At 42.4% G+C, this 20,232-nt stretch carries 17 protein-coding genes and 1 pseudogene; 6 read left to right on the forward strand and 12 right to left on the reverse strand.

Translation table 11 applies throughout. The features are described from left to right. The first annotated feature begins 135 nt into the window (after positions 1-135). Positions 136-1,542 (forward strand): polysaccharide deacetylase family protein, encoded by a 1,407-nt coding sequence (locus tag ACFVS1_RS23900; RefSeq protein WP_352926135.1) that lies wholly within the window; start codon positions 136-138, stop codon positions 1,540-1,542. Positions 1,543-1,635: 93 nt separating this feature from the next. Here the strand turns inward: ACFVS1_RS23900 and ACFVS1_RS23905 are convergent, their stop codons facing one another. Further along, a complete protein-coding gene (locus ACFVS1_RS23905; protein ID WP_241593404.1) occupies positions 1,636-2,355 on the reverse strand; it encodes a YebC/PmpR family DNA-binding transcriptional regulator in 720 nt (239 codons plus the stop codon). Positions 2,356-2,615: 260 nt separating this feature from the next. On the opposite strand from ACFVS1_RS23905, the gene ACFVS1_RS23910 reads away from it, so the two are divergent. Further along, positions 2,616-3,341, forward strand: coding sequence for a DUF4261 domain-containing protein (locus tag ACFVS1_RS23910; protein WP_387551285.1), 726 nt, complete (start codon positions 2,616-2,618; stop codon positions 3,339-3,341). Between the two features lie 518 nt (positions 3,342-3,859). On the opposite strand, the pseudogene eutC reads toward ACFVS1_RS23910, so the two are convergent. From eutC to ACFVS1_RS23940, 6 genes and pseudogenes are all read right to left on the reverse strand, one after another. Further along, positions 3,860-4,585 (reverse strand): annotated as a pseudogene (gene eutC, locus ACFVS1_RS23915) (ethanolamine ammonia-lyase subunit EutC); the annotation flags it as partial. 29 nt (positions 4,586-4,614) lie between these two features. Beyond that, a complete protein-coding gene (locus tag ACFVS1_RS23920; protein WP_387551288.1) occupies positions 4,615-5,979 on the reverse strand; it encodes an ethanolamine ammonia-lyase subunit EutB in 1,365 nt (454 codons plus the stop codon). Positions 5,980-5,997: 18 nt separating this feature from the next. Next, positions 5,998-7,404, reverse strand: coding sequence for an ethanolamine ammonia-lyase reactivating factor EutA (locus ACFVS1_RS23925; protein ID WP_387551291.1), 1,407 nt, complete (start codon positions 7,402-7,404; stop codon positions 5,998-6,000). Between the two features lie 18 nt (positions 7,405-7,422). After that, positions 7,423-8,694, reverse strand: coding sequence for an ethanolamine utilization protein EutH (gene eutH / locus ACFVS1_RS23930; protein WP_387551294.1), 1,272 nt, complete (start codon positions 8,692-8,694; stop codon positions 7,423-7,425). 144 nt (positions 8,695-8,838) lie between these two features. Beyond that, positions 8,839-9,423, reverse strand: a complete 585-nt coding sequence (locus tag ACFVS1_RS23935) for an ANTAR domain-containing response regulator (RefSeq protein ID WP_048686321.1) — start codon at positions 9,421-9,423, stop codon at positions 8,839-8,841. Positions 9,424-9,432: 9 nt separating this feature from the next. Continuing rightward, positions 9,433-10,809: a sensor histidine kinase gene (locus ACFVS1_RS23940; protein WP_387551298.1), complete on the reverse strand. Its 1,377-nt coding sequence runs from the start codon at positions 10,807-10,809 to the stop codon at positions 9,433-9,435. A 647-nt stretch (positions 10,810-11,456) separates the two neighbouring features. On the opposite strand from ACFVS1_RS23940, the gene ACFVS1_RS23945 reads away from it, so the two are divergent. After that, positions 11,457-11,576, forward strand: coding sequence for a DUF4023 family protein (locus ACFVS1_RS23945; RefSeq protein WP_061465287.1), 120 nt, complete (start codon positions 11,457-11,459; stop codon positions 11,574-11,576). A gap of 49 nt (positions 11,577-11,625) precedes the next feature. On the opposite strand, the gene ACFVS1_RS23950 is transcribed toward ACFVS1_RS23945, so the two are convergent. The 4 genes from ACFVS1_RS23950 to brnQ form a co-directional block, all read right to left on the reverse strand. Next, complete coding sequence (locus ACFVS1_RS23950; RefSeq protein ID WP_387551302.1) at positions 11,626-12,324, reverse strand: hypothetical protein; 699 nt, start codon at positions 12,322-12,324, stop codon at positions 11,626-11,628. 213 nt (positions 12,325-12,537) lie between these two features. Then, positions 12,538-14,454, reverse strand: coding sequence for a vWA domain-containing protein (locus ACFVS1_RS23955; protein WP_387551304.1), 1,917 nt, complete (start codon positions 14,452-14,454; stop codon positions 12,538-12,540). 15 nt (positions 14,455-14,469) lie between these two features. Beyond that, complete coding sequence (locus ACFVS1_RS23960; protein WP_387551307.1) at positions 14,470-15,336, reverse strand: ATP-binding protein; 867 nt, start codon at positions 15,334-15,336, stop codon at positions 14,470-14,472. 382 nt (positions 15,337-15,718) lie between these two features. Further along, on the reverse strand, positions 15,719-17,050 hold the full coding sequence (gene brnQ, locus ACFVS1_RS23965; RefSeq protein ID WP_387551310.1) for a branched-chain amino acid transport system II carrier protein: 1,332 nt from the start codon (positions 17,048-17,050) through the stop codon (positions 15,719-15,721). 361 nt (positions 17,051-17,411) lie between these two features. Here brnQ and ACFVS1_RS23970 point away from each other — a divergent pair, with 361 nt between their 5' ends. Beyond that, the gene (locus ACFVS1_RS23970; RefSeq protein ID WP_352926114.1) at positions 17,412-17,978 is read left to right on the forward strand and encodes a sugar O-acetyltransferase; all 567 of its coding nucleotides are present in this window, start codon (positions 17,412-17,414) and stop codon (positions 17,976-17,978) included. 42 nt (positions 17,979-18,020) lie between these two features. Here the strand turns inward: ACFVS1_RS23970 and ACFVS1_RS23975 are convergent, their stop codons facing one another. Next, positions 18,021-18,665 (reverse strand): SDR family oxidoreductase, encoded by a 645-nt coding sequence (locus tag ACFVS1_RS23975; protein ID WP_387551314.1) that lies wholly within the window; start codon positions 18,663-18,665, stop codon positions 18,021-18,023. Between the two features lie 358 nt (positions 18,666-19,023). Between ACFVS1_RS23975 and ACFVS1_RS23980 the strand changes: the two genes are divergently transcribed. Together ACFVS1_RS23980 and ACFVS1_RS23985 are read left to right on the forward strand one after the other, a co-directional pair. After that, positions 19,024-19,287, forward strand: a complete 264-nt coding sequence (locus ACFVS1_RS23980; RefSeq protein ID WP_387551317.1) for a CD3324 family protein — start codon at positions 19,024-19,026, stop codon at positions 19,285-19,287. A 159-nt stretch (positions 19,288-19,446) separates the two neighbouring features. Continuing rightward, the gene (locus ACFVS1_RS23985) at positions 19,447-20,082 is read left to right on the forward strand and encodes a FusB/FusC family EF-G-binding protein (protein ID WP_387551320.1); all 636 of its coding nucleotides are present in this window, start codon (positions 19,447-19,449) and stop codon (positions 20,080-20,082) included. The last annotated feature ends 150 nt before the right edge of the window (positions 20,083-20,232 follow it).

The raw sequence follows: 20,232 nt of genomic DNA on the forward strand, positions 1-20,232 counted from the left end.
TAGACGTTTGTGCAGCCATTAAAGTTTGAAAATGAACAAGGAAATATATAAAAATAAAAAAATGAAATTTTTAACAAACTTTTAAGGCTTTTGGCGCGTCTATATAGTAGAATGATTATCGAGGTGGAGTGCATCATGAGTAAATTAAATTATAAAAAAGTCTTTGTTTTTCTATTTTGTCTAACAGCTGCTGTGGGAACGTTGGGGTTAGCCATCAAAAGCCTTGCTTTTGATAAGAAAAGAACGGTTTCGGCCTATACAACCGATATAAATTACCCAGAAGCCGATATTCAAACGTATGTGAAAGATAATACGAAAGGCGGATATTCAGCCAGCAGGCCCGTTCTGCATTTAGAAAATATCGACAAGCAGCTAGAAGCCTACATAAAGAAAGAAATTAAGGATTATGAAAAGAAATGGAAAGCATCCGACGGCAAAGCTTCAGAGCTTAACCTCACCTATACAATCCTCCATTTCAGCAAACAGACCATTACGATTTCCTTCGATAAATATGAGCAAGTGGAAGGAAAGAAGCAGTCTGGAACCCAGATCTTCACTTATGATATTCCATCTCAGCAAAAGCTCTCCATAGAAGACATCTTTGCCACGGATACTGATTATTTATCCGTTTTATCCGATATTGTTTTTGAAGAGTTAACGGAGAAGGAAGAAGAAGGCATTTCAAACAGTCTCATTAAAAAGGAAAACAAACTGAAGGCAGCCAACTTCAATTCTTTTTCAGTCTTGAAAAATACGCTTGTATTCTACGTTAAGACTGATCATTCAACCAAGACCCATACAATAGCCATCAAGAAGGAACTTTTTAAAGATAGTTTGCTAGATTCCTATCAAAGTCAAGATTTGAATGAGGATCGTGTAAAGGAATGGCAGCCGAAACATATCGTTGCCAAACTGCCCGTGCAAAATGAATGGATCGACCCTTCAAAAAAGGTCATTGCCTTGACGTTCGATGACGGGCCGCATCCAAGTCATACCATGTCCATTCTTGAAAACCTGAAAAAGTATGATGGTCACGCGACGTTTTTCGTGCTTGGAAGCCGCGTTCAGCACTATCCGGAAGTTCTTCAAAAAATGCTGCAGCAAGGAAATGAGATCGGCAACCATTCATGGGATCATCCGCAGCTGACGCGCTTAAGCAAAAGCAAAATCGAAGATCAAATCGAAAAGACCCAAGACGCTGTAGAAAAAGCTACAGGGGCAGAGCCAAATCTCGTCCGTCCCCCATATGGAGCGATTAACAATAATGTGCGTGAATACATGGAGGATATGAAAGTCACACTTTGGGATATCGATCCCGAAGATTGGAAAGAACGGAATGAAAAGAAAATCGTAAACAAAGTGATGAGCAAAGCCAAAGATGGCAGTATCATCTTAATGCATGATATCTACCAAACTAGCGCCCAGGCTGCAGGAAAAATCATCAAACAACTGCATGACCAAGGTTATCAACTTGTCACAATCTCGGAATTGGAAAAGGTAAAGAAGGATCGTGAACTTTCCGGAATTACCATAAGTGAATAATCAAAAGAAAAGAGCCTGTTTCGTAAACAGGCTCTTTTCTTTCATATAAAATAAGCAGACCTTTGATCATATAGCAAAGGTCTGCTTGTTATTTCATTCACCAAGATCTACATTATGATAAACTTGTTGAACATCTTCCAAATCTTCCAATGCATCAATCATCTTTTCGAATTGTGCTTGTGCATCTTCTGGAAGGGTTAGGTCATTTTGTGCAAGCATCGTCAGCTCTGCCACTGTAAAATCGCTGATTCCTGAATCCTTGAATGCTTGTTGTACAGCATGGAATTGTTCAGGTTCGGCATAAACGATGACACTTTCTTCTTCTTCAATGATGTCACGTACATCAACATCCGCTTCCATTAACAGTTCAAGAACGTCATCAGCCGTTTTACCTTCAATCCCGATGACAGCCGTTGCATCGAACATATAAGCAACAGATCCGCTGACACCCATATTCCCGCCATTTTTCCCAAATGCGGCACGTACATCAGATGCTGTCCGGTTCACGTTGTTTGTCAATGCATCCACGATGACCATTGAACCATTTGGACCGAACCCTTCATAACGAAGTTCGTCATAGTTTTCTTCTGAACCGCCTTTGGCTTTTTCGATCGCACGGTCAATGATCGCTCTTGGAACATTGTACGTTTTCGCACGCTCAAGCACGACCCTTAATGCCTGATTGGATTCTGGATCTGGTTCACCTTGTTTTGCCACTACATATATTTCCCGTCCGAACTTAGCATAAATCCGACTAGTATTAGCATCTTTTGACGCTTTTTTTTCTTTTATGTTATTCCACTTACGACCCATTATATTCCACTCTCTTTCATCATTGATATATACGAATAGATTATTAAGATACGGCCCTATGAGAAAACCCACAAGGGGAATTCCTATGAAGATAGGCTATACGTTTACTAGATTATATTATACATCAATTGTATAATTTTGAAAAAGTCCTGCACATCCCTCACTGGCATTTATCGGTGATTGGCATTATTTTTTTTGAAATACTATGGAAATCATCAGCAGTGGTATAGTATGAAGTGATTGGAAAGGAGAGATGATCCATGAAGGACAACCAAATCATCATCGGGATACCCGGTAAATGGAAGGACCGGACAGAATTGATTCAAACGGTCGCTTCCCAAAGCGAAGGGTATCTGTTAGCCGGGAATGTTTTTCATAACAGTGATAAAAACATTACGTTTCAGGCGGAGATCCATGATTATGAACCCACTTTAAAAGAGAGCTTTTCTTACGCAAGTAAAGACGCCTTTTCAGAGAATGCATTAGAGGAAATCCATGACCATACCTATACCGTTTATATAATAGCCGATATATCCAATACCGGAACTGTTATCGATTTGATTGATGCCGGGGCAGCGATCCTAAGGGCAGGCGGAATGGCAGTGAAGATAGAAACCGCTGGAATTGCCCATTCAAAAGAAGATTGGCAGCATCTACATCATAGCCCCGATATTCTCTCGGTATATGCCCATTTTGTCACGATCATCGGAGAGGAAGACTATTATTGTTCATTCGGAATGAAAGCCTTCGGTCTTCCGGATGCCGTGACACTTAACACAATGAGCCCGAAAGAGGCGGCTGCTCTGCTTAACACATTTAATTATTACCATGTAGGTGAACGGCCTCTCTTTAAGAATGGCGAAACGTTTAGCATTCAGCAAGATGCACCCGACTTTATATTGACGGGCCTTCAGGATTTTAGATATGAAGAAGACCATCCCTTCTACAACCCGTTTGGATTATGGAATTTAGGAACAAGTAAATAGAGGAGCGATTCGCTCCCCCAGACTGCAGGCAAATTCAATAAATCGAGTATGCCTGCAGTTTTTATTTAAAAACGTGCCAGCTGATTTCAGAAATCCGCTCCCTTTCCGCCGACTGTCTGCCAGGCCTCCTCGGCAGGAGTGTCGCAAATTTCCTCAATCCAATAAGGATTACAGTAAAAAACATCAAGAATAATCTAGTCTTATATTGTAATCATGGTTCGAGATGAGACCGTTACAAACTTTTAGACAATAGGAGTTCAATCTAAAGTTTTAAACAAAGTTGATTGAAATGGAAGGTACGATACTCCTGCGGGGAAAGCGCTTCTAAGGGAGACTCCACAGGCGCAAAGAGCGCCGAGGAAGCTCCCGGACCGCCCGCTGAAAGCGTGTGCCTGTAGTGGAAATCAACGTTGAAAACAATAAAGTTTATCCTTGTTTTAATCAAGGTTTGGGATGAAAACATTCCAAACCCCTTTTTGCCTGCAAACTAAGAGAAGTGATTCGCTCCTTCACTTTTTTCAACCGAGTTTTTCACGCTTTTCTTCTTCATGTTCCTTTTTCACGAGGGACATGCCGCTCGCTTGGTATTTGAGGATCTTTTGAATGACCGTGCCAAGATGTGCTCCAGCTTCAACCGGGGGAATCCCTCCTTTATGAATGTTGGAAATGACCATCCTTTCTGCTTCAATGGTGCCCAAACGTGGCTTATAGCAAATATAAGCGCTCAATGATTCAGCACTGACTAGACCAGGCCGTTCACCAATCAACAGAACAATGACCTCAGGACCAAGGATTTCACCGATATCATCCATCACGGCAACCCGGCCCTTTTCAATATAAAAAGGTGTACCCGTATCCAGATCTGCCACCATCAAAGATTGTTTGAAAGATAAATAGACGTCCTCCACATTTTCTTCGATCGCCTTGGCACTTAAGCCATCGGAAATGATGATTTGAACTGTTGGAGCCTTTTTGCATTTAGCTTCTATCACCCGCTTTGCTTCATCCGAAAGCTTTCTGCCATAATCCGGCCGCCGTAAATAGACTTCCTTATCATCGGCCTTCGTTTTCACCTTGAATAAATCCAAGCGTTTCAAAAGAATATCACTGACTTCACCATATACAGCATCGACGGCCGCCGCATGGTCAAAACGGAATTTCAGCCAAGAATCCGTTTTCGGCCGGGTCCCTGACCTGCCTACACCTATTCGCGCAGGGGTTTTCGCCATCAAGGCATCCAAATCTTCCTTATTCATCCCCATATCATCCACTCCTAATTGTTAAATATAGTTGGATCACCGGCACGCTTCGTTAATTTTCCATTCTCCATAATCTCCATCTTCTCCAGCCAAGCTTCATATAATGGGGCAGGCCGCTTATCCATCGTTTGCCTCAAAGTCGCTATATCGTGGTAACTCAAAGACTGATAGTTTAACATGCAGTCATCCCCCATCGGAGTTGCGATGATGAAATTCACACCAGCTGCCGTTAAAAGAACACCCAAGTCCTCAATATCATTTTGATCCGCCTTCATATGATTCGTATAGCAAATATCCACACCCATCGGCAATCCATGCATTTTTCCCATGAAATGGTCTTCTAACCCGGCTCGGATGACCTGCTTGCTGTTATAAAGATATTCAGGTCCGATGAATCCGACGACCGTATTGACAATGTACGGATCAAAGTAGCGGGCAAATCCATAGTTCCTGGCTTCAAGCGTCACCTGATCGATACCGAAATGCGCTTCAGCCGATAACTCCGAGCCTTGCCCCGTTTCAAAATAAAGATGCTGCGGACCTGTGCCGGTCCCATAGGCCTTCACGATCTCATTAGCTTCTTCGAGCAATTGTACGTTAATTCCAAAAGAGCGATTGGCCGTTTCCGTTCCGGCTATGCTTTGAAAGATCATATCAGCAGGCGCCCCCTGCTGTACGGCCTTCATTTGCGTGGTCACATGCGCAAGCACACAATTTTGGGTCGGAATGTCCCACTTCTGGATGACATCCTGTGTAGCATGAAGCAGCCGCTTTACGCTTTCGACCGAATCATCGACAGGGTTGATTCCAATGAGTGCATCCCCGACTCCATAGGAGAGGCCTTCTTTTAAAGAAGCCAGCATGCCATCCACATTGTCGGTCGGGTGGTTAGGCTGAAGTCGCGAAGCAAGCGTTCCTTTGTATCCGATCGTGCTATTATTCTTGGTGAGCACTTCGATTTTATTGGCTGCATGAATAAGGTCGAGGTTCGACATTAACTTGGCTGCCGCAGCAATCATTTCACTATTCAATCCCCTGCTTAATCGCTTTAAATCCTCGCCGGTCGTTTCGTCACTCAAAATATATTCACGCAGCTCGGCAACGCTCCAGTTCTTCACGGATTGATAGATGGTCCCATTGATGAGACCATCTATGATCCGCGACACCTCATCCTCTTCCGGGGAGAGCAGGGGATAGTTCCTGATGTCAGCCAAAGTCAATTCGCTAAGCACCGCTTTCGCCGCAATCCGTTCTTGGACGGAATCTGCTGCAATTCCCGCAAGCCTATCTCCTGATTTCTCTTCATTCGCTTTGGCCAGTACTTCTTTCAACGATTTGAATTGATGGATTTCCCCAAAGTATTGAGTGGATAATTTCATCGTATAATCCTCCTTTTCCTAACTGTGAAAGGTTAGCGTTTTTACTACAACTGGAACGACCCCTGTCCGCAGCAGCCTTCCTATATCCAAATAATCACCATGTTCCACTACTGTCTGATCAATGCAGATGACCGGCAGATCCGGTTGGTTCGCTAGAATGGTTTGACCAAGTGCCTTCCCATAATCACTATCCATGACAATGATCAGAGGCTGCTGCCGATTCGGTTTTTGCATCAAAGCCTCGGTACAAGCGACTGCGAGCCGGTGAATGTCCCGAAATGATTGATAAGGTAAATTCGTTAAATAAAAGGCAAAATTAAGCCCCTCCTGCAAGGCGTCGTATATTGTGATCGCATCCTTAACAGCTTGTGCCATTTTCGCGGTTACATCATCAAGCACGCCATGAAAATCGACCCGATAGACTGGGATATTACGAACTGGCAGATGAGAATCATTCACCTCGATGGTTGCTCCGCTGATTTCAGTTGTATGTGCGCCTGCTCCAAGAACAGTCGCCCGAACCGTTTCAACAGGCTGTTCCCACTCCCATCCAGCCAATTCTCCATTTTCCTTAATAGAGGCCGCAAGCATCATGCCGATATCCCGGAAGCTTTTGTCCTCCCGTTCTTGATGATAGATGCAATCACTGACACCACCCGTGAACATCAACACATCGATTCGTCCTTCCCATGATGGCTCCTTCCCCACTAAAAGAAGTTCATCTTCTTTTGTGAATGAACCAGCCAAAAACCTCGAAAGTGCCTTTGCCATTTCATTTGCGATGATTGCCCCATCACCATTCAAAGGAGAGAGCCCCTTTGATTTCAGCCATTTTCCTATTGAAGAAGCAACCTTAACCTTTGCCCCCTCCCACTCCACCAAACGGCCTCCTATATGCAGTGTGCAAGTTCCGCAAAGCATGCCAGAACGGTATACGGCAATATTCGCCGTTCCACCGCCAATGTCTATGTTCGCTACAGTCTTTCTTGTCTTGATGGAATGTTGATAGGCACCGGACCCCTTGGCGGCAATGATTCCCTCCAAATCCGGGCCGGCTGCCGCTACAAGGAATTCCCCCGCCGCTTTAGATAACCGGTATACCATTTCTTCTGCATTTTGTTTGGTTGCCGTTTCCCCAGTGATGATGACAGCCCCTGTTTGTATGTTATCGAATGTGATTCCCGCATTTTGGTATTCACTTTCCACCATTCTTTGAACAGCAGGTATATCAATTACCGTCTCTGATACAAGCGGGGTCCTGAAAATGGGACTTCGATATAGAACTTCCTTATCGGTAATTTCGATTTTTGGTACCTGTCCGCCACCCGCCACATTCCTAAGCGAAAGCTCGCTGATAACAAGTTTCGTCGTACTGGTGCCAATATCAATTCCTGCACTGATGATTCGTTCCACCTGTTCATACATTAAAATCACACCCCAGTTTTACACCACTTGGATTTCGTTGCTTTTTTCTTCCTCGCTTTTCGTTTTATATTCATTTATGCCGATAACCCCTGCTGCACGATCCTTTTCTTCTAATTCCAAAGCTTTCGGAACGGACAGCCAGTAAGCAAGACCGATTCCAATCGCTCCGGCAGATAGCTTTCCGACAATGATCGGTAATATCAAGGAGGGTTGAAAGTTGGCTGTGAATGATAAATGATCGCCTAATAGGAAGGCTGCACACACAGCGAAGGAAATGTTTATGACCTTATCCTTCGGCGGCATTTCTTTAACAAGCTTGAACATTGCTAATATATTGGCTACCGTGGCTAATATCCCTGCACTCCCAGCTTTGCTCAATCCGATTTTCCCGCCCATCGCTTCCAAAGGCTTGCCTGCATATTTTTGAATCAGGTAAATCATTGGAAAAGCACCTGCCAGCATGATCCCGATATACCCGGCCGTTTCCAGGGCACGAAACTGGTCTGCCTTATCGGCCATGATCGGATGGAAACCCCAAGCACCAAATACATTAGAAAACAGTCCGGTGAAAATTTCCACGATTGAAAACACGAGTATAAGTTTTATCGCGGCATCCAATATTTTTCCAAACCACATGAAACCTTTGATCATCAAATCCGGCAGGAAATAAAGACCTAACGCCAGCAAGACGACAAAAATAAGAAGAGGGGAAAGATTCAGGGCAATTTTCAAGTAGCTCAACGCGAATTCGTAAGTAGAATCCGCATTTGTGGAAATCACTTCGCGGATCTTCGAATTCGTTGCCACCACAAGCACGCTTGAGATAAAAGCGCCAATCGGAATCGTCAGGATTCCTGACATGACACCAAGTGCCATGTATTTATGATCACGCTTCTCCAGCATTGCAAGCCCCATTGGAATCGAGAATACAATCGTTGCCCCAGACATAAAGCCGACAATCATCGCCATGATCCAGCCTTCATATGATTCCTGCAGCTCGGCAGCTAATTGGTAACCCCCCATATCCGTTGCCAAAATCGTTGTTGCGGCGAGGGCAGGATCTGCACCGATCGCAGCGAAAATCGGGCCGCATACTGTATCGATGAACCATGATAAATAAGGAATCGAAGCCATGATACCAGCTGCCGGGATAAATATATGGCCAACGGTATGCAAACCTTCCATGAACTGTTTCCCCAAGCCCTGCTCACTGTCTTTAATCGATGCAATAGCACCGACAACGGCACACACCATAATGATATAAATAACGAATTTACCTACCATCTCCATACATATTCCCCCTGAATTCGGATTTGATTTGGCCTATCGACTTTAAAAAAGGGTATAAAAAAGACGCCTCTTATAGCCCAAATTCAGGTTTTTCGGCAGAAATGCCTGCCTACAACCAATTTGGTCCATCAAAGCGCCATTGCTTCATCTATTTACTTGTTTTTGATCATTTGCAATGATTCGTCGTGCCACCGTCTCCATGGAAAGCTGCTTATCCATGCTTAACCTTCTCAGTTTATTGTAAGCGATTTCTTCAGTTACATTCTTCCTTTTCATGATGATTCCTTTTGCCTTTTCAATGACTTTACGATTTGTGAGCGTTTCATCCAATTGAGCATTTCGTTCCTGATACTTCTTTGTATTGGCTGCTTGCAGCAAAGCTATCTCCACTGCCGGAATCAAATTCGCCTCCGTAATCGGCTTTACAAGATAACCGACGATATTCGCCCGCTTCGCCTCATCGATATATTCACGCTGGCTGAATGCGGTTAAAAGCAGGACCGGAATCTGAAAGGTATTGGATATCACATCGCTAGCCTTAAGCCCATTCATTTTTGGCATTTTGATATCCATCAAAACGAGATCCGGCTGTAATGCATGTGCCAATTCAATCGCCTTCTCGCCATTACGGGCATGTCCTACCACATCGAAGCCTGCATCCTTGAGCATGATCGTTATATCAAGCAGAACAATCGATTCATCCTCCACGACCAAAATCCTCTTGACCACTTCTCCCACCTACCTCTTGTATGGAAATCTTACAGAAGCCAGGGTACCTTCTTTAATCCGATGAATCGAAAACTCCCCATCCAAATCATTTTCCACCGTCATGCGGATGATATCCAGCCCTAAAGTTGGTTTCATTGCAGGTGAATATCCAATGCCATCGTCTCTAACTTGAATTACCAATTCAGGACCATCCTTTTGCAAGCATACGGTAATCTTCCCTTCCGTCCCTTCCTTGAAAGCATGCTTCACACAATTATGAATGAGCTCATTCACCACCAGCGCGACAGAAATGCCAATGTCGGAATCTATGGAATGAAACTCACCACCACTATATTCAATGCTTAGGCTTTGACGAGCTTGATCCTCCGTATGAACAATCATATCGCCTATTTTCCTAATAAGCTCCAGAAGATCCACATGGTCGACCTTACTGCTTGCCAAAATGATTTCGTAAACTGTCGAGATGCTTAACACCCGGTTCAGGCTGACCAATAAATGGGGCTTGATTTCTTCAGGGGCCCCTATCCTCATTTGCAGCCGAAGTAAACTGGCAACTGTCTGCAAATTATTCTTCACCCTATGATGAATTTCACGAATGGCTACTGATTTGCTAATCAGCTCTCTCTCTTTATCCCGCAGTTCAGTCAGGTCCCGGATGATGATGAACGTTTCATTGGAATTCTTATTGCCCAAGTGGAATTTCTTTATTTGGAAAATCTTTTTACCAATGTTCATTTCCTTCATTAAAATGTCCTCTTTTGAAGCAAGAACTTCGGCAAAGTCAGGAAAATAGTCGAAAATGGATACCCCTAAGACACATTCCGTCATGCACATTTCCGACACTAAGTTAATGGCAGAAGGATTCGTATAAACAAGCAGATTTTGATTATTAATCAGGAAAATGGACTCCTCGATAAATTCAGGAACTAAGGAATTCTTTTGATCTTGCCTATCAAACTGATTTGAAGCTTCAGGTTCTTCGTCTATCACCTTTTCCATGATCAAAACGGCGATGACCCGATTGGATTCCCCCTTGATGGGAACGACACTTTGCTGGACCATTGCTCCCTCTTGAGTCAATGCCCGATTCACGAACATGTCCTTTCCGGTACGCAATACATAAAATACGGCCGGTTCGAAAGCCTCATAGGCAAATTTCCCGACAACCGGATAATCATAAACCGAATTCACGGAATGCCCGCATGCCTCTGCGACGACAATGGCATGCTTCCCTTCAAGCACCGGACAATCAATAAATACATTCGCTTTATTCAAATTAGCTATCAACGATAAATTCGTTGATAGGTTTTCAAGAATTTGAATATCATTGTCCAGTAAATGAGTATGCACCTCACATAAATCGCGGACAGTCATTGTCCGTTCCATAGGCAAAACTCCAATAAACGTTTATTCATGGATATTATTATTGATTATTATAGATATCGTCCATATTTTTGTCAATATTCAAAATATTCTAATGTAATGTATTCTAACACTAGATTGTGATACTTAAAGGGATATTTTCCAAACAATAAAACTGTATCGATCCTATAGGTAGTAGGTCTGCTTCACTTTTTTGAATTCAGTTTAATTGAGTACAGGTTTTATTACTCAATTCAATCATCTGAATCGAATCTTGACAATTCATTTTTGAAATCCAATATCTTAAAAAAATATATCCAGTGTATCGGCAAAGGTGTGTCCATCTTAGAAAGGCGTAAGGAATCCTTTTTGGTTTAATTTCCGCGTTATATTTAACAGAAATTTTTGAAGGGTATTAATGAAGGACTTCGAGGCGTTTCGGGTGGTGCAATGCTAGTGGTCGTGCGGAAGCAATTGATGGAATATGGTTGTGTAATGGATACATCATTCATAACTTCGTCCAGAGGCTTCCTTTTTTGCATGTAGTGTCCATGCTTCTTATGATAGTTAGTCTTTTCTCCCCGTTAATGAAGTCAGATCACATGCATTACTCATGAATTCCACCTCTTCTGGTTATAGTAAAAAAGAAAATAACGGAGGAGGTACATTCCATGAAAAGTTCAAAGGAGTTTGTTGAAAGCATTCAAGAGCAGCAGAAAAAGGAAGAAGGCAATTTCCGCCGTCAAGGCAATGGGAATCCCGCTCAGAAATTACCGAATAAAAAACATTAATGAAGCCCTCTTCAAAAGATCCCAGCCTTAAATTCAGGCTGGGATCTTTTCAGTCTGATGCACTTTTCTTCTTCTTCATCTCTTCGATTTCATTAGAAAATGTTTCTTCTATCTCTTCTTTATTTCCATATAAAAAGAGGTTATCCCCTAATTTGATTTTATACTCATATAGCTCTTTTCTGATTTTCACTTCTCCGCTTTCAATAAATAAAATATTGATGTCGGCTCCATCTGAAATGACATCAAAGGCTTTGACATCGATGAATTGGGAGTTCTCATAAATATCGATTTCCATGACCACGTCTTCCTCTTCTAAAAACAGGACCTCCTCTATCGGGTGTTCCCATAATTCATAATGATTGTACATTTCACTTTTCATCTTATTCGATATTCTATTATTCAGGAATGGAGCTTTCACTAAAATGGTTAAAACCACCAGTATCCCTATAATGATGCTTAACTCCATCAAGCGCAGATCATCTGTAAGCAATGTACTAATCGATGAAATGATGACAGCAAGCGAGAAAGCACCAAATAAAATCAAGAACATGCTTATTTTCCTTCGAATGGGATGATCAATAATGGATTTTGACTCGTCAGTTGTAAAACCGGTACCCGTCAGCATGGAGATAACCTGAAATCTTGCCACTGTGCTTTTTAATCCAGTCAATTTCATCAAGGTAACCGATATTTCAATAACAAGAATAATGATTATAAGATAAAGCAACATAAAAAGTAAATTCAACAAAATGATCACTTCCTCATCTATGGTTTACCCAAATCCCCACAAAAGAATCGCATTCATTTTTTCAATTCCCCTTCAATATATTCAATTATTGCAAATAACTGGCATGACAAACAAAAAACGCAGTAAGATCTTGAATCCTATTGCGTTTTTTGACTAATATTCTAATCAAATGCATGTGCTTGTTTTAAATGACGAGTGGGGGAACTTCGTTTCTCATATGCTCTTCAGCAGCAGCTTTTTTAGCAGCGGTGTAAATTGCTCTGGCAATTCCGCTACGCTTGGAATCATTAGGCGTTCTTTGCCATAAATGTTTTTCATCGTCATTTCTTCACTTTCCTCGATGCCTCCATCTGCTAGAAACAGGCCGATGACTTCTATGCCTTTTTTCCTGGCTTCCGAAACAGCAAGATGTGTATCGACAATGCCATTTTGATCATAATCGGCAGCTGCCGGTTCACCATCGGAAAACACGAGCAAGAAACGGTTTTTTTCGCGTCTTTTTTCCAATTCCTTTGCGGCAACCCTGATACTGTATCCATCCCGGTTGTCTTCCTCTGGCTCAAGTTGCATGATTTTAGCTCCTGAGTTTAGATAAAGAGAATCGGAATGGGATTGGATCACATGGAAGTAGTTTGGCTGATATCCTTCTCTCACTTCATTTGCATCTTCCCAAAATCCCACGATCGAGTGGGGGATCCTTAATTTCTTCAGTACTTCATGAAACAGGACCACCCCCCTTTTCGTTTCATCCATCTTGTTATGCATGGAAGCCGAGCAATCGATAAGCAATGTGAATACGGCATCCATTTCATTTGAATCCTGGTTCTTTTTATAAAAAACCCGTGGATTCTCTTCAAATACAAGCGGCAGTAATTTCTTCGATAAACGGCCAAAAGCCAAATCTTTTCTTGGCGCGTTCTTTTTATTTTCCAGTGTTTTTTCAATTGTACTGGAGAGTTTTCTCTTAAACGGTTCGATATCCGCAACAAACTCACGGTAGCGCTTCTCTTCCGTTAGTGTTGGAATTTTTGCTTCCTTGATCACTTGGACAACGTCTTTATTTTCTTCACCAAATGGATGTTCACCGCTTTTGCCCATATTGGTTTGTTTCTTCTCCAGCGTTTCCTGCTGATTGTATTCCTTTTGTTGACTTTCCCCTGATGAACCCTGGATCGAAGCCAGTGCTTGGTCTGCATCTTCCGCTTCCCGGGCACCGCCGCCCATCAGACTTGTTTTCGTTCCCTGCTCCAATTCAAATTGAAGAAATGTCGAATTACTCTCGCCGTTCTTATTCTCCCGGTGCCAAGTCGAGAATTTTTCATCAATGAACTCACTTTTTTCTTCGTCTGCATCTTCTGTATCATCGTTCAACAGTTCATCATTTCTTGTCAGTTCATCAAATAAGGTATTTGATTTATACTTTTCCACATTTGCAATGGGGAAGATGAAATACTCATTCATCGTATCCTCGTATCCATCGTTCACACGGAAAACGATTTGCTCGCAAATCCTAGTGATATCACTGGTTTTAGTGGCTTCAAAGACGGAATGGATGAACGGTTTGAGTTTCTCCAGTTCTTCAAGCTGCCTTACATTGGCCCTTGGAAAAATCGGATCCGGCCTGTCAGATTGAAGCAGTAAATAGATGAGGCAGTATAATTCATCCAGTGCAAAACTTCTTGTGACATTCGTCGCCAACTGGCTTTCAAAATATTGTTTAAGGTAAGCTCCCCTTACCGAAAACCATTTTTTCGTGCCTGGCCTTTCTTTCTTCACCAATTCTTCCAATCTTAAATCTTCCAGTAAAGCGAATAATTGGGCTGAAAACTTCGGCAGCGAACATTCCCCAATGATGTCCTGATAATCCTTCATACTCTGGATTGTGGTATGATGCAGCGTACCTATCGTTCTAAGGAGCACGTCCGTTTTCAGTCCCGCTTCCTTCACTTCCTTATTGCCATTTTCCCAAAAGTGACTGGCTGTGACCTTATTTTCGACCAAATCAATGAAGGAGCCATAATTGTATTCGAATTCCAGCTCAGGAATGCCAGATAAAACAGTCGAGAGATCCTGCAGCTGTAAAAAAAGAGCCGTATCTATTATTGAATCATTGAACCGGATATACTTCATTTGGCATTCTCCTAGTTAGAATAATGTGTCAGCCAAGTTCTTTACAAACTCACGCTCCCGTTCCTCGTCCAACTTATCTACAATGGAACGAAGAATCGCCCGTTTCGGCGGGATCAACACACTCAGATCGCAAGCATCAAGCAAAGCCCTGATCGATGCCGCATCTTCAGCCACTTTCCCTTGATTCACGGCATTTATCAAATCACTCGACAGTTTAACGAACAATTCAATACTTCTTGGGTCCTTCAACTTTGTATTGGTTTCTATCAATCGCTTTAGCTGCTCCCCTTCGATATAAGGAACTTCAATGACGACAAACCTATTTTTTAACGCTTCATTCAGCGGCACTGTACCGACATACCCTTCGTTGATTGCAGCAATCACATTAAAGCCTTCTTTTGCCGTTATGACTTCATTCGTGAACGGATTCGTTATGGTCCTTCTGTAATCAAGCACACCATTGATAAGCGGCAGAGTTTCAGGTTTTGCCATGTTGATCTCATCTATATATAGGAAGTGACCGTGATTCATCGAATTGGTCACAGGTCCAGGTACGAATTCTATCACCTGTTTTTCCTCTTTGTAAGCCAACGTCTTGAAGCCCAGTAAGCTCTCGGCATCCAAGTCGACTGAGCAGTTGACACTGAACATCGGCTGGTTGAATAAATTCGATAATGTCTCGGCAAACTTTGTCTTTCCAGCCCCCGTCGGACCCTTCAAAAGGATATTCTTCCCCATGCTTAAGGCCGTGATGGCATCCACCATCAACTCCATCTCGGGAGGCAGATATCCGCCGCTCCTGATCAATTCCTCAAATTGAGCAGGATTCTTTTTGCTAGCTTGTAATATATTTGCTATTTCTATTGGTAATCGATTGATCATTATGTTCCTACACCCCTTTCTGAACATTTTAAGGCTCTTTCCCATTAAAAACAAACACTAAGAAAAGGAGCTGTCATCAAGACAGCTCCCAGACCGGAGTAAAGCGAGTTTGTCCTGCATTTTTCCATTCAGAAATCCGCTCCCTTTCCGCCGACTGTCTGCCAAGCCTCCTCACCGAAAGCGCCTGTGGGGTCTTGGCTAGCCAGATATTCGGCAGGGTGTCGCAAATCTCTACAATCCAACGAGGTTATAGTAAAAAACATGTAATTTAGTCCTGTTTTAAAATCATGGTTCGAGGTGCCGAACTCACTTTTGCAGACAAACTAAGGAGCTGTCATCAAGACAGCTCCTTTCAAGATTCGATGAAAGTGAATGATATCCCTTAATAGGCTTCCTTAGGGTCACCTTTCATCAGGTAAACCATATAGCCCAATACACCGCCGATGATGGCAGGAATCACCCATCCCACCCCTACACTATATAGTGGAAGGTATTGAGTGAAAAGGTCCGAAACGGCATCCATTTTAATGCCTGATGCCACTATTCCATCCATTATGCTGATGATGGCCGTTAATAATAAGCTTCCTAAATATACCTCCGATTTCCCTTTGAATAAGGAATGGAAGAACGTAAGAACAATCAAAACGATCGCCACGGGATAAAGCGCCGTTAACACAGGGACTGTAATGGAAATGAGCTTGGTCAAACCTACATTGGCAACAGCCGCACTGAAAACGGAGAAGATGACGACATATGATTTATACGATACGGCAGGCAGTATTTTATTGAAATACGTAGCACAAGCCGTTATCAAACCGATGCTTGTAGTCAGGCAAGCAGCGATTACTATCAACCCTAATAATACGGCACCAGCCGGTCCAAAAAAATGATTCGAGGCTTGAGCCAAAACGTCTCCGCCATTCCCCAGTTGACCTAGTTTTTCCACACTTGTTGCCCCCACATAAGTTATGGACGCATAAACGATCACCAACAAGGTGGCAGCTATTAAGCCGGCTTTCAGACAGTAGCCTAACACTTCTTTTCTTGATGTTATCCCTCTATCTTTGAACGCGTTGATGACAATGATCCCAAATGCAAATCCAGCCAGCGTATCCATGGTCAAATAGCCTTCTTTAAATCCCTTGAAGAAAGAATTATCTGAATAATCAGTCGCTGGTGACTGGATTTCACCCATTGGGTTAATGATGGCCACCACTATGAGAATCCCGATGAAAATCAATAATAGCGGTGTTAATATTTTTCCGACGATATCGAGCATTTTTGATGGATTGATGGATAACAAACAGGCAATTCCAAAGTATATGATCGTGAAGACCAGCAATGGTAAAAAACTGGCATCATTAGATAGGAAAGGTTTAATCCCTATTTCGTAGGATACACTTCCCGTTCTTGGAAGCGCGAAAAGCGGTCCCAAAGATAAATAAAGTACGACTGTGAAAATGATTCCGAATAACGGGTGCGCCCTGCTTGCAAGCGATTGAACATCATTTTTTCCCGAAAAACCAAAGGCCAATATTGTAATGAATGGCAGTCCAACACCAGTAATGATGAATCCTAAACTGGCCGACCATAAATTGGTCCCCGCGGATTGACCGAGCATGGCAGGAAAAATTAAGTTTCCTGCACCAAAAAACAAAGCAAAAAGCATTAATCCTGTTACAATGACAAAAGACAGCGGTGCTTTCTGTGACATATAGAACCCTCCATTGTTTTGTGATGATCTTAATGAAGAAAAGAGTTGTCCATCTATTTCCGGTAAAAAAAGTGACATGAACTTCGAACCATTCTACTTATCTGTTAAAATGGACCTTCATGAAACTATGAATCATCCATAACTCTCCTTACTATAAAATCCGGCGGAACGTTTGTCAAAGCTATCTCATTCATTATTCGGAAAAATCTTTCTTTTCTTACTTCTTTTCAAGAAAACGAGTGAGGCATTAGATTCAACAGAAAAGTTGAGTAAAAAGTACTGCAATTTATTTTGCAAAAAAATGTTTTAATATTCAGATATTTATCTAAACTATATAAAAAAAGAAACAGGAGGAGTACACATGAATACTGAAAAAGAAAAGATGGTGAGCGGGAAACCTTACATGGCCGCTGATCCGGAATTAATCAGAGACAGGGAAAATGCCAGAAAATTGACCCGGTTATACAATCAGACTACGGAAAGCCAAGGGGATGAACGGAGTGCATTGCTGAAGCGGCTTTTAGGTTCCTCTGGGCTAAATGTATATATTGAACCCACTTTCCGTTGTGACTATGGATACAACATTTCTGTCGGGGAAAACTTTTATGCTAATTTTGATTGTGTCATTTTGGATGTTTGTGAAGTGAAAATTGGCAGGGATTGCATGTTGGCTCCCGGCGTGCATATCTATACAGCCACACATCCGCTGGATCCCTTTGAACGCAGTTCTGGAGTGGAATACGGAAAGCCGGTTACGATAGGGGATCATGTATGGATTGGCGGAAGGGCCATCATCAATCCTGGCGTTACAATAGGGAGTCATTCCGTCGTCGCCTCAGGTGCCGTCGTAACAAAGGATGTTCCTGAAGGCGTTGTCGTCGGTGGAAACCCAGCGAAGGTCATCAAGCATATTGAAGGAATTAAATAAGCAGAGCCCACTCCGCCTGAGTGGCTCTGCCTCCTTTTTTCGTTAAATTTTCCTCAATGCCTCCGCGATTGCAGTATCGCCAGAGATTAAATCAAAAGAACGCTTGTAGGTATTTTCCTCAGTCAATGACGCAAGAATCGTTCGGGCCACATCTTCACGGGCAATCGAACCTCTTTCCAATTCCTCGGCGGCTGTCACTTTTCCCGTTCCCGGTTCATTCACCAGACCGCCAGGCCGAATGATCGTATAATTTAAATCGCTTTGTAGCAATGCCCTATCTGCATAGTGCTTGGCCACATAATACGGTTTGATCGCTTCATTCCAATTTTCGCGATTATTGGCCTGAAAAGCACTCACCATAATGAATCGGTCGATTCCCAAGCTTTCTGCCGCTTCAATCGTTTTAACTGCACCATCCAGATCAATCAACAGCGTTTGATCAGCACCGGTGCTTCCTCCGGACCCTGCAGTAAACACGATGGCATCACAGCCTTTTGCCGCATTCACAATCTCATCCACTGTTCCAGTTAAACTGACGACTGCAGATTCAATTCCTTTTTTCTCTAAATGCTCACTTTGTTCCTCTTTGCGAACCATTGCCCGTACACTATGATCGGGGCTTTCTTTTAATAAATCTACAAGATGTTTACCGATCTGCCCATTTGCCCCAACTACGAATACTTTCATAAAGTCAGCTCCCATAATGGTTAGTTTGGTTTCCTTTCAAATTATTTCATGGACTCAAAACATTATCAAACAATCAGCCCGCCGATTCAGCTTTAACATTGGAAAAAGTTTGGCAACCACCCTTATCTATTTTATAATAAGAACAATACGTGTTCATCAGAAACACAAAGGGGAGGTGTAAAGATGGCAATACGAATGTTAATGCCACCTTCTGCAGCATCTCATGCAAAGCCTAGTATTGGAGGCGATACTTTGCATGGGGTTGAATTAATCTAAATTTAATCGCCCGCCTTATCATTTCTAATATTCGGCTTTGCACCTTATTTCATTCTTAAAAAAGAATAAGGGGCTGGCAGAAATGAGATATGTAAAAGCAACGGCCGTTTTGCCTGAAAAGCTGATCGTTGAAATTCAAAAATATGTGCAAGGTGAAACCATATATATCCCTAAACCTGAAAAGGCACATCACAAATGGGGAACCCGTTCGGGATCAAGGGAAATGATCGATGACCGAAATGCCTCTATAAAATATGCATTCAAACACGGGCATTCCATCCATCAATTAGCCGAGGAACATTTTCTCTCCGAGGAAACCATCAAGAAAATCGTTTATTCTAAATAGAATTGCAGGAGTAGCACTGATAATGATATCAGTGCTATTCGTATGCCGAGTACGTTTCTTAGTCGTTTTCCCCCTTTTAAAGCAGATGCGATTTCTGTAAAGTAAAGAGAAACGGTACACTGTGGCAAGTATTGAGCAACAGAAACAGGAGTGAAGAAAATGGAACCTTTTATCAGGAGCGAGCAGTACAACTTCATAAAATCCCAAACGAAGATTCTCATAAATGGACACGCGACTGCCAACGATAAGGATGTGATCAACACCCTGAAAACAGTCGCCAAAGAACGAGTTCTAGGCTTATTCAGTGACTTGAGCGAAGAGCAACAACAACTGCTGGATCCAGTAGATACCATCAAGGATCCCGCCCATGCCGAAGCCTTTCTTTTACAGGTAAAGCCATTTGTGATCCCCTTTAAAGAAGTAACCGAAAAAACGATAAAAAAATTATTTCCGAAAGCAAAGAAATTGAAAGCCCCTTTGTTGGAAAACATCGATTTGAGAGAGATTACCTACTTGGGATGGGATGATCTCGGATCCGGAAAGAAATACATCATTGCACCCCATCATAATAAACTCACCGGATTGCACGGAACCATTAAACCTGCCAACAAAAAAGGGATCTGTGCCATATGCAGCCGCTTTGAAGAAGTAGGGATGTTCATGTCTGAAACAAAAGGAACCGTCCAAGGTACTTTCATTAAAAAAGGGAATTATATTTGTCTGGACAGTATGAAATGCAACCAGAACATAAGCAATTTGGATAAAATGACCGACCTATTCGAGCGGCTGAAATAATCCGGAAAAGCAATCCTTCATTTGCGAAGGATTGCTTTTTGTCCTTGTTAAAAAATGCTCATTTTGTCCTGCCTATGGAAATTTAAGTATGATTGAAGCGATACATGAAAGAAGGAATGATAGATTGAAAAGCAAAATGATCAGTTGTTT

The sequence above is a fragment of the Peribacillus sp. NPDC058075 genome (assembly GCF_042885195.1).
In the GTDB taxonomy this organism is placed as follows: Bacteria; Bacillota; Bacilli; order Bacillales; family DSM-1321; genus Peribacillus.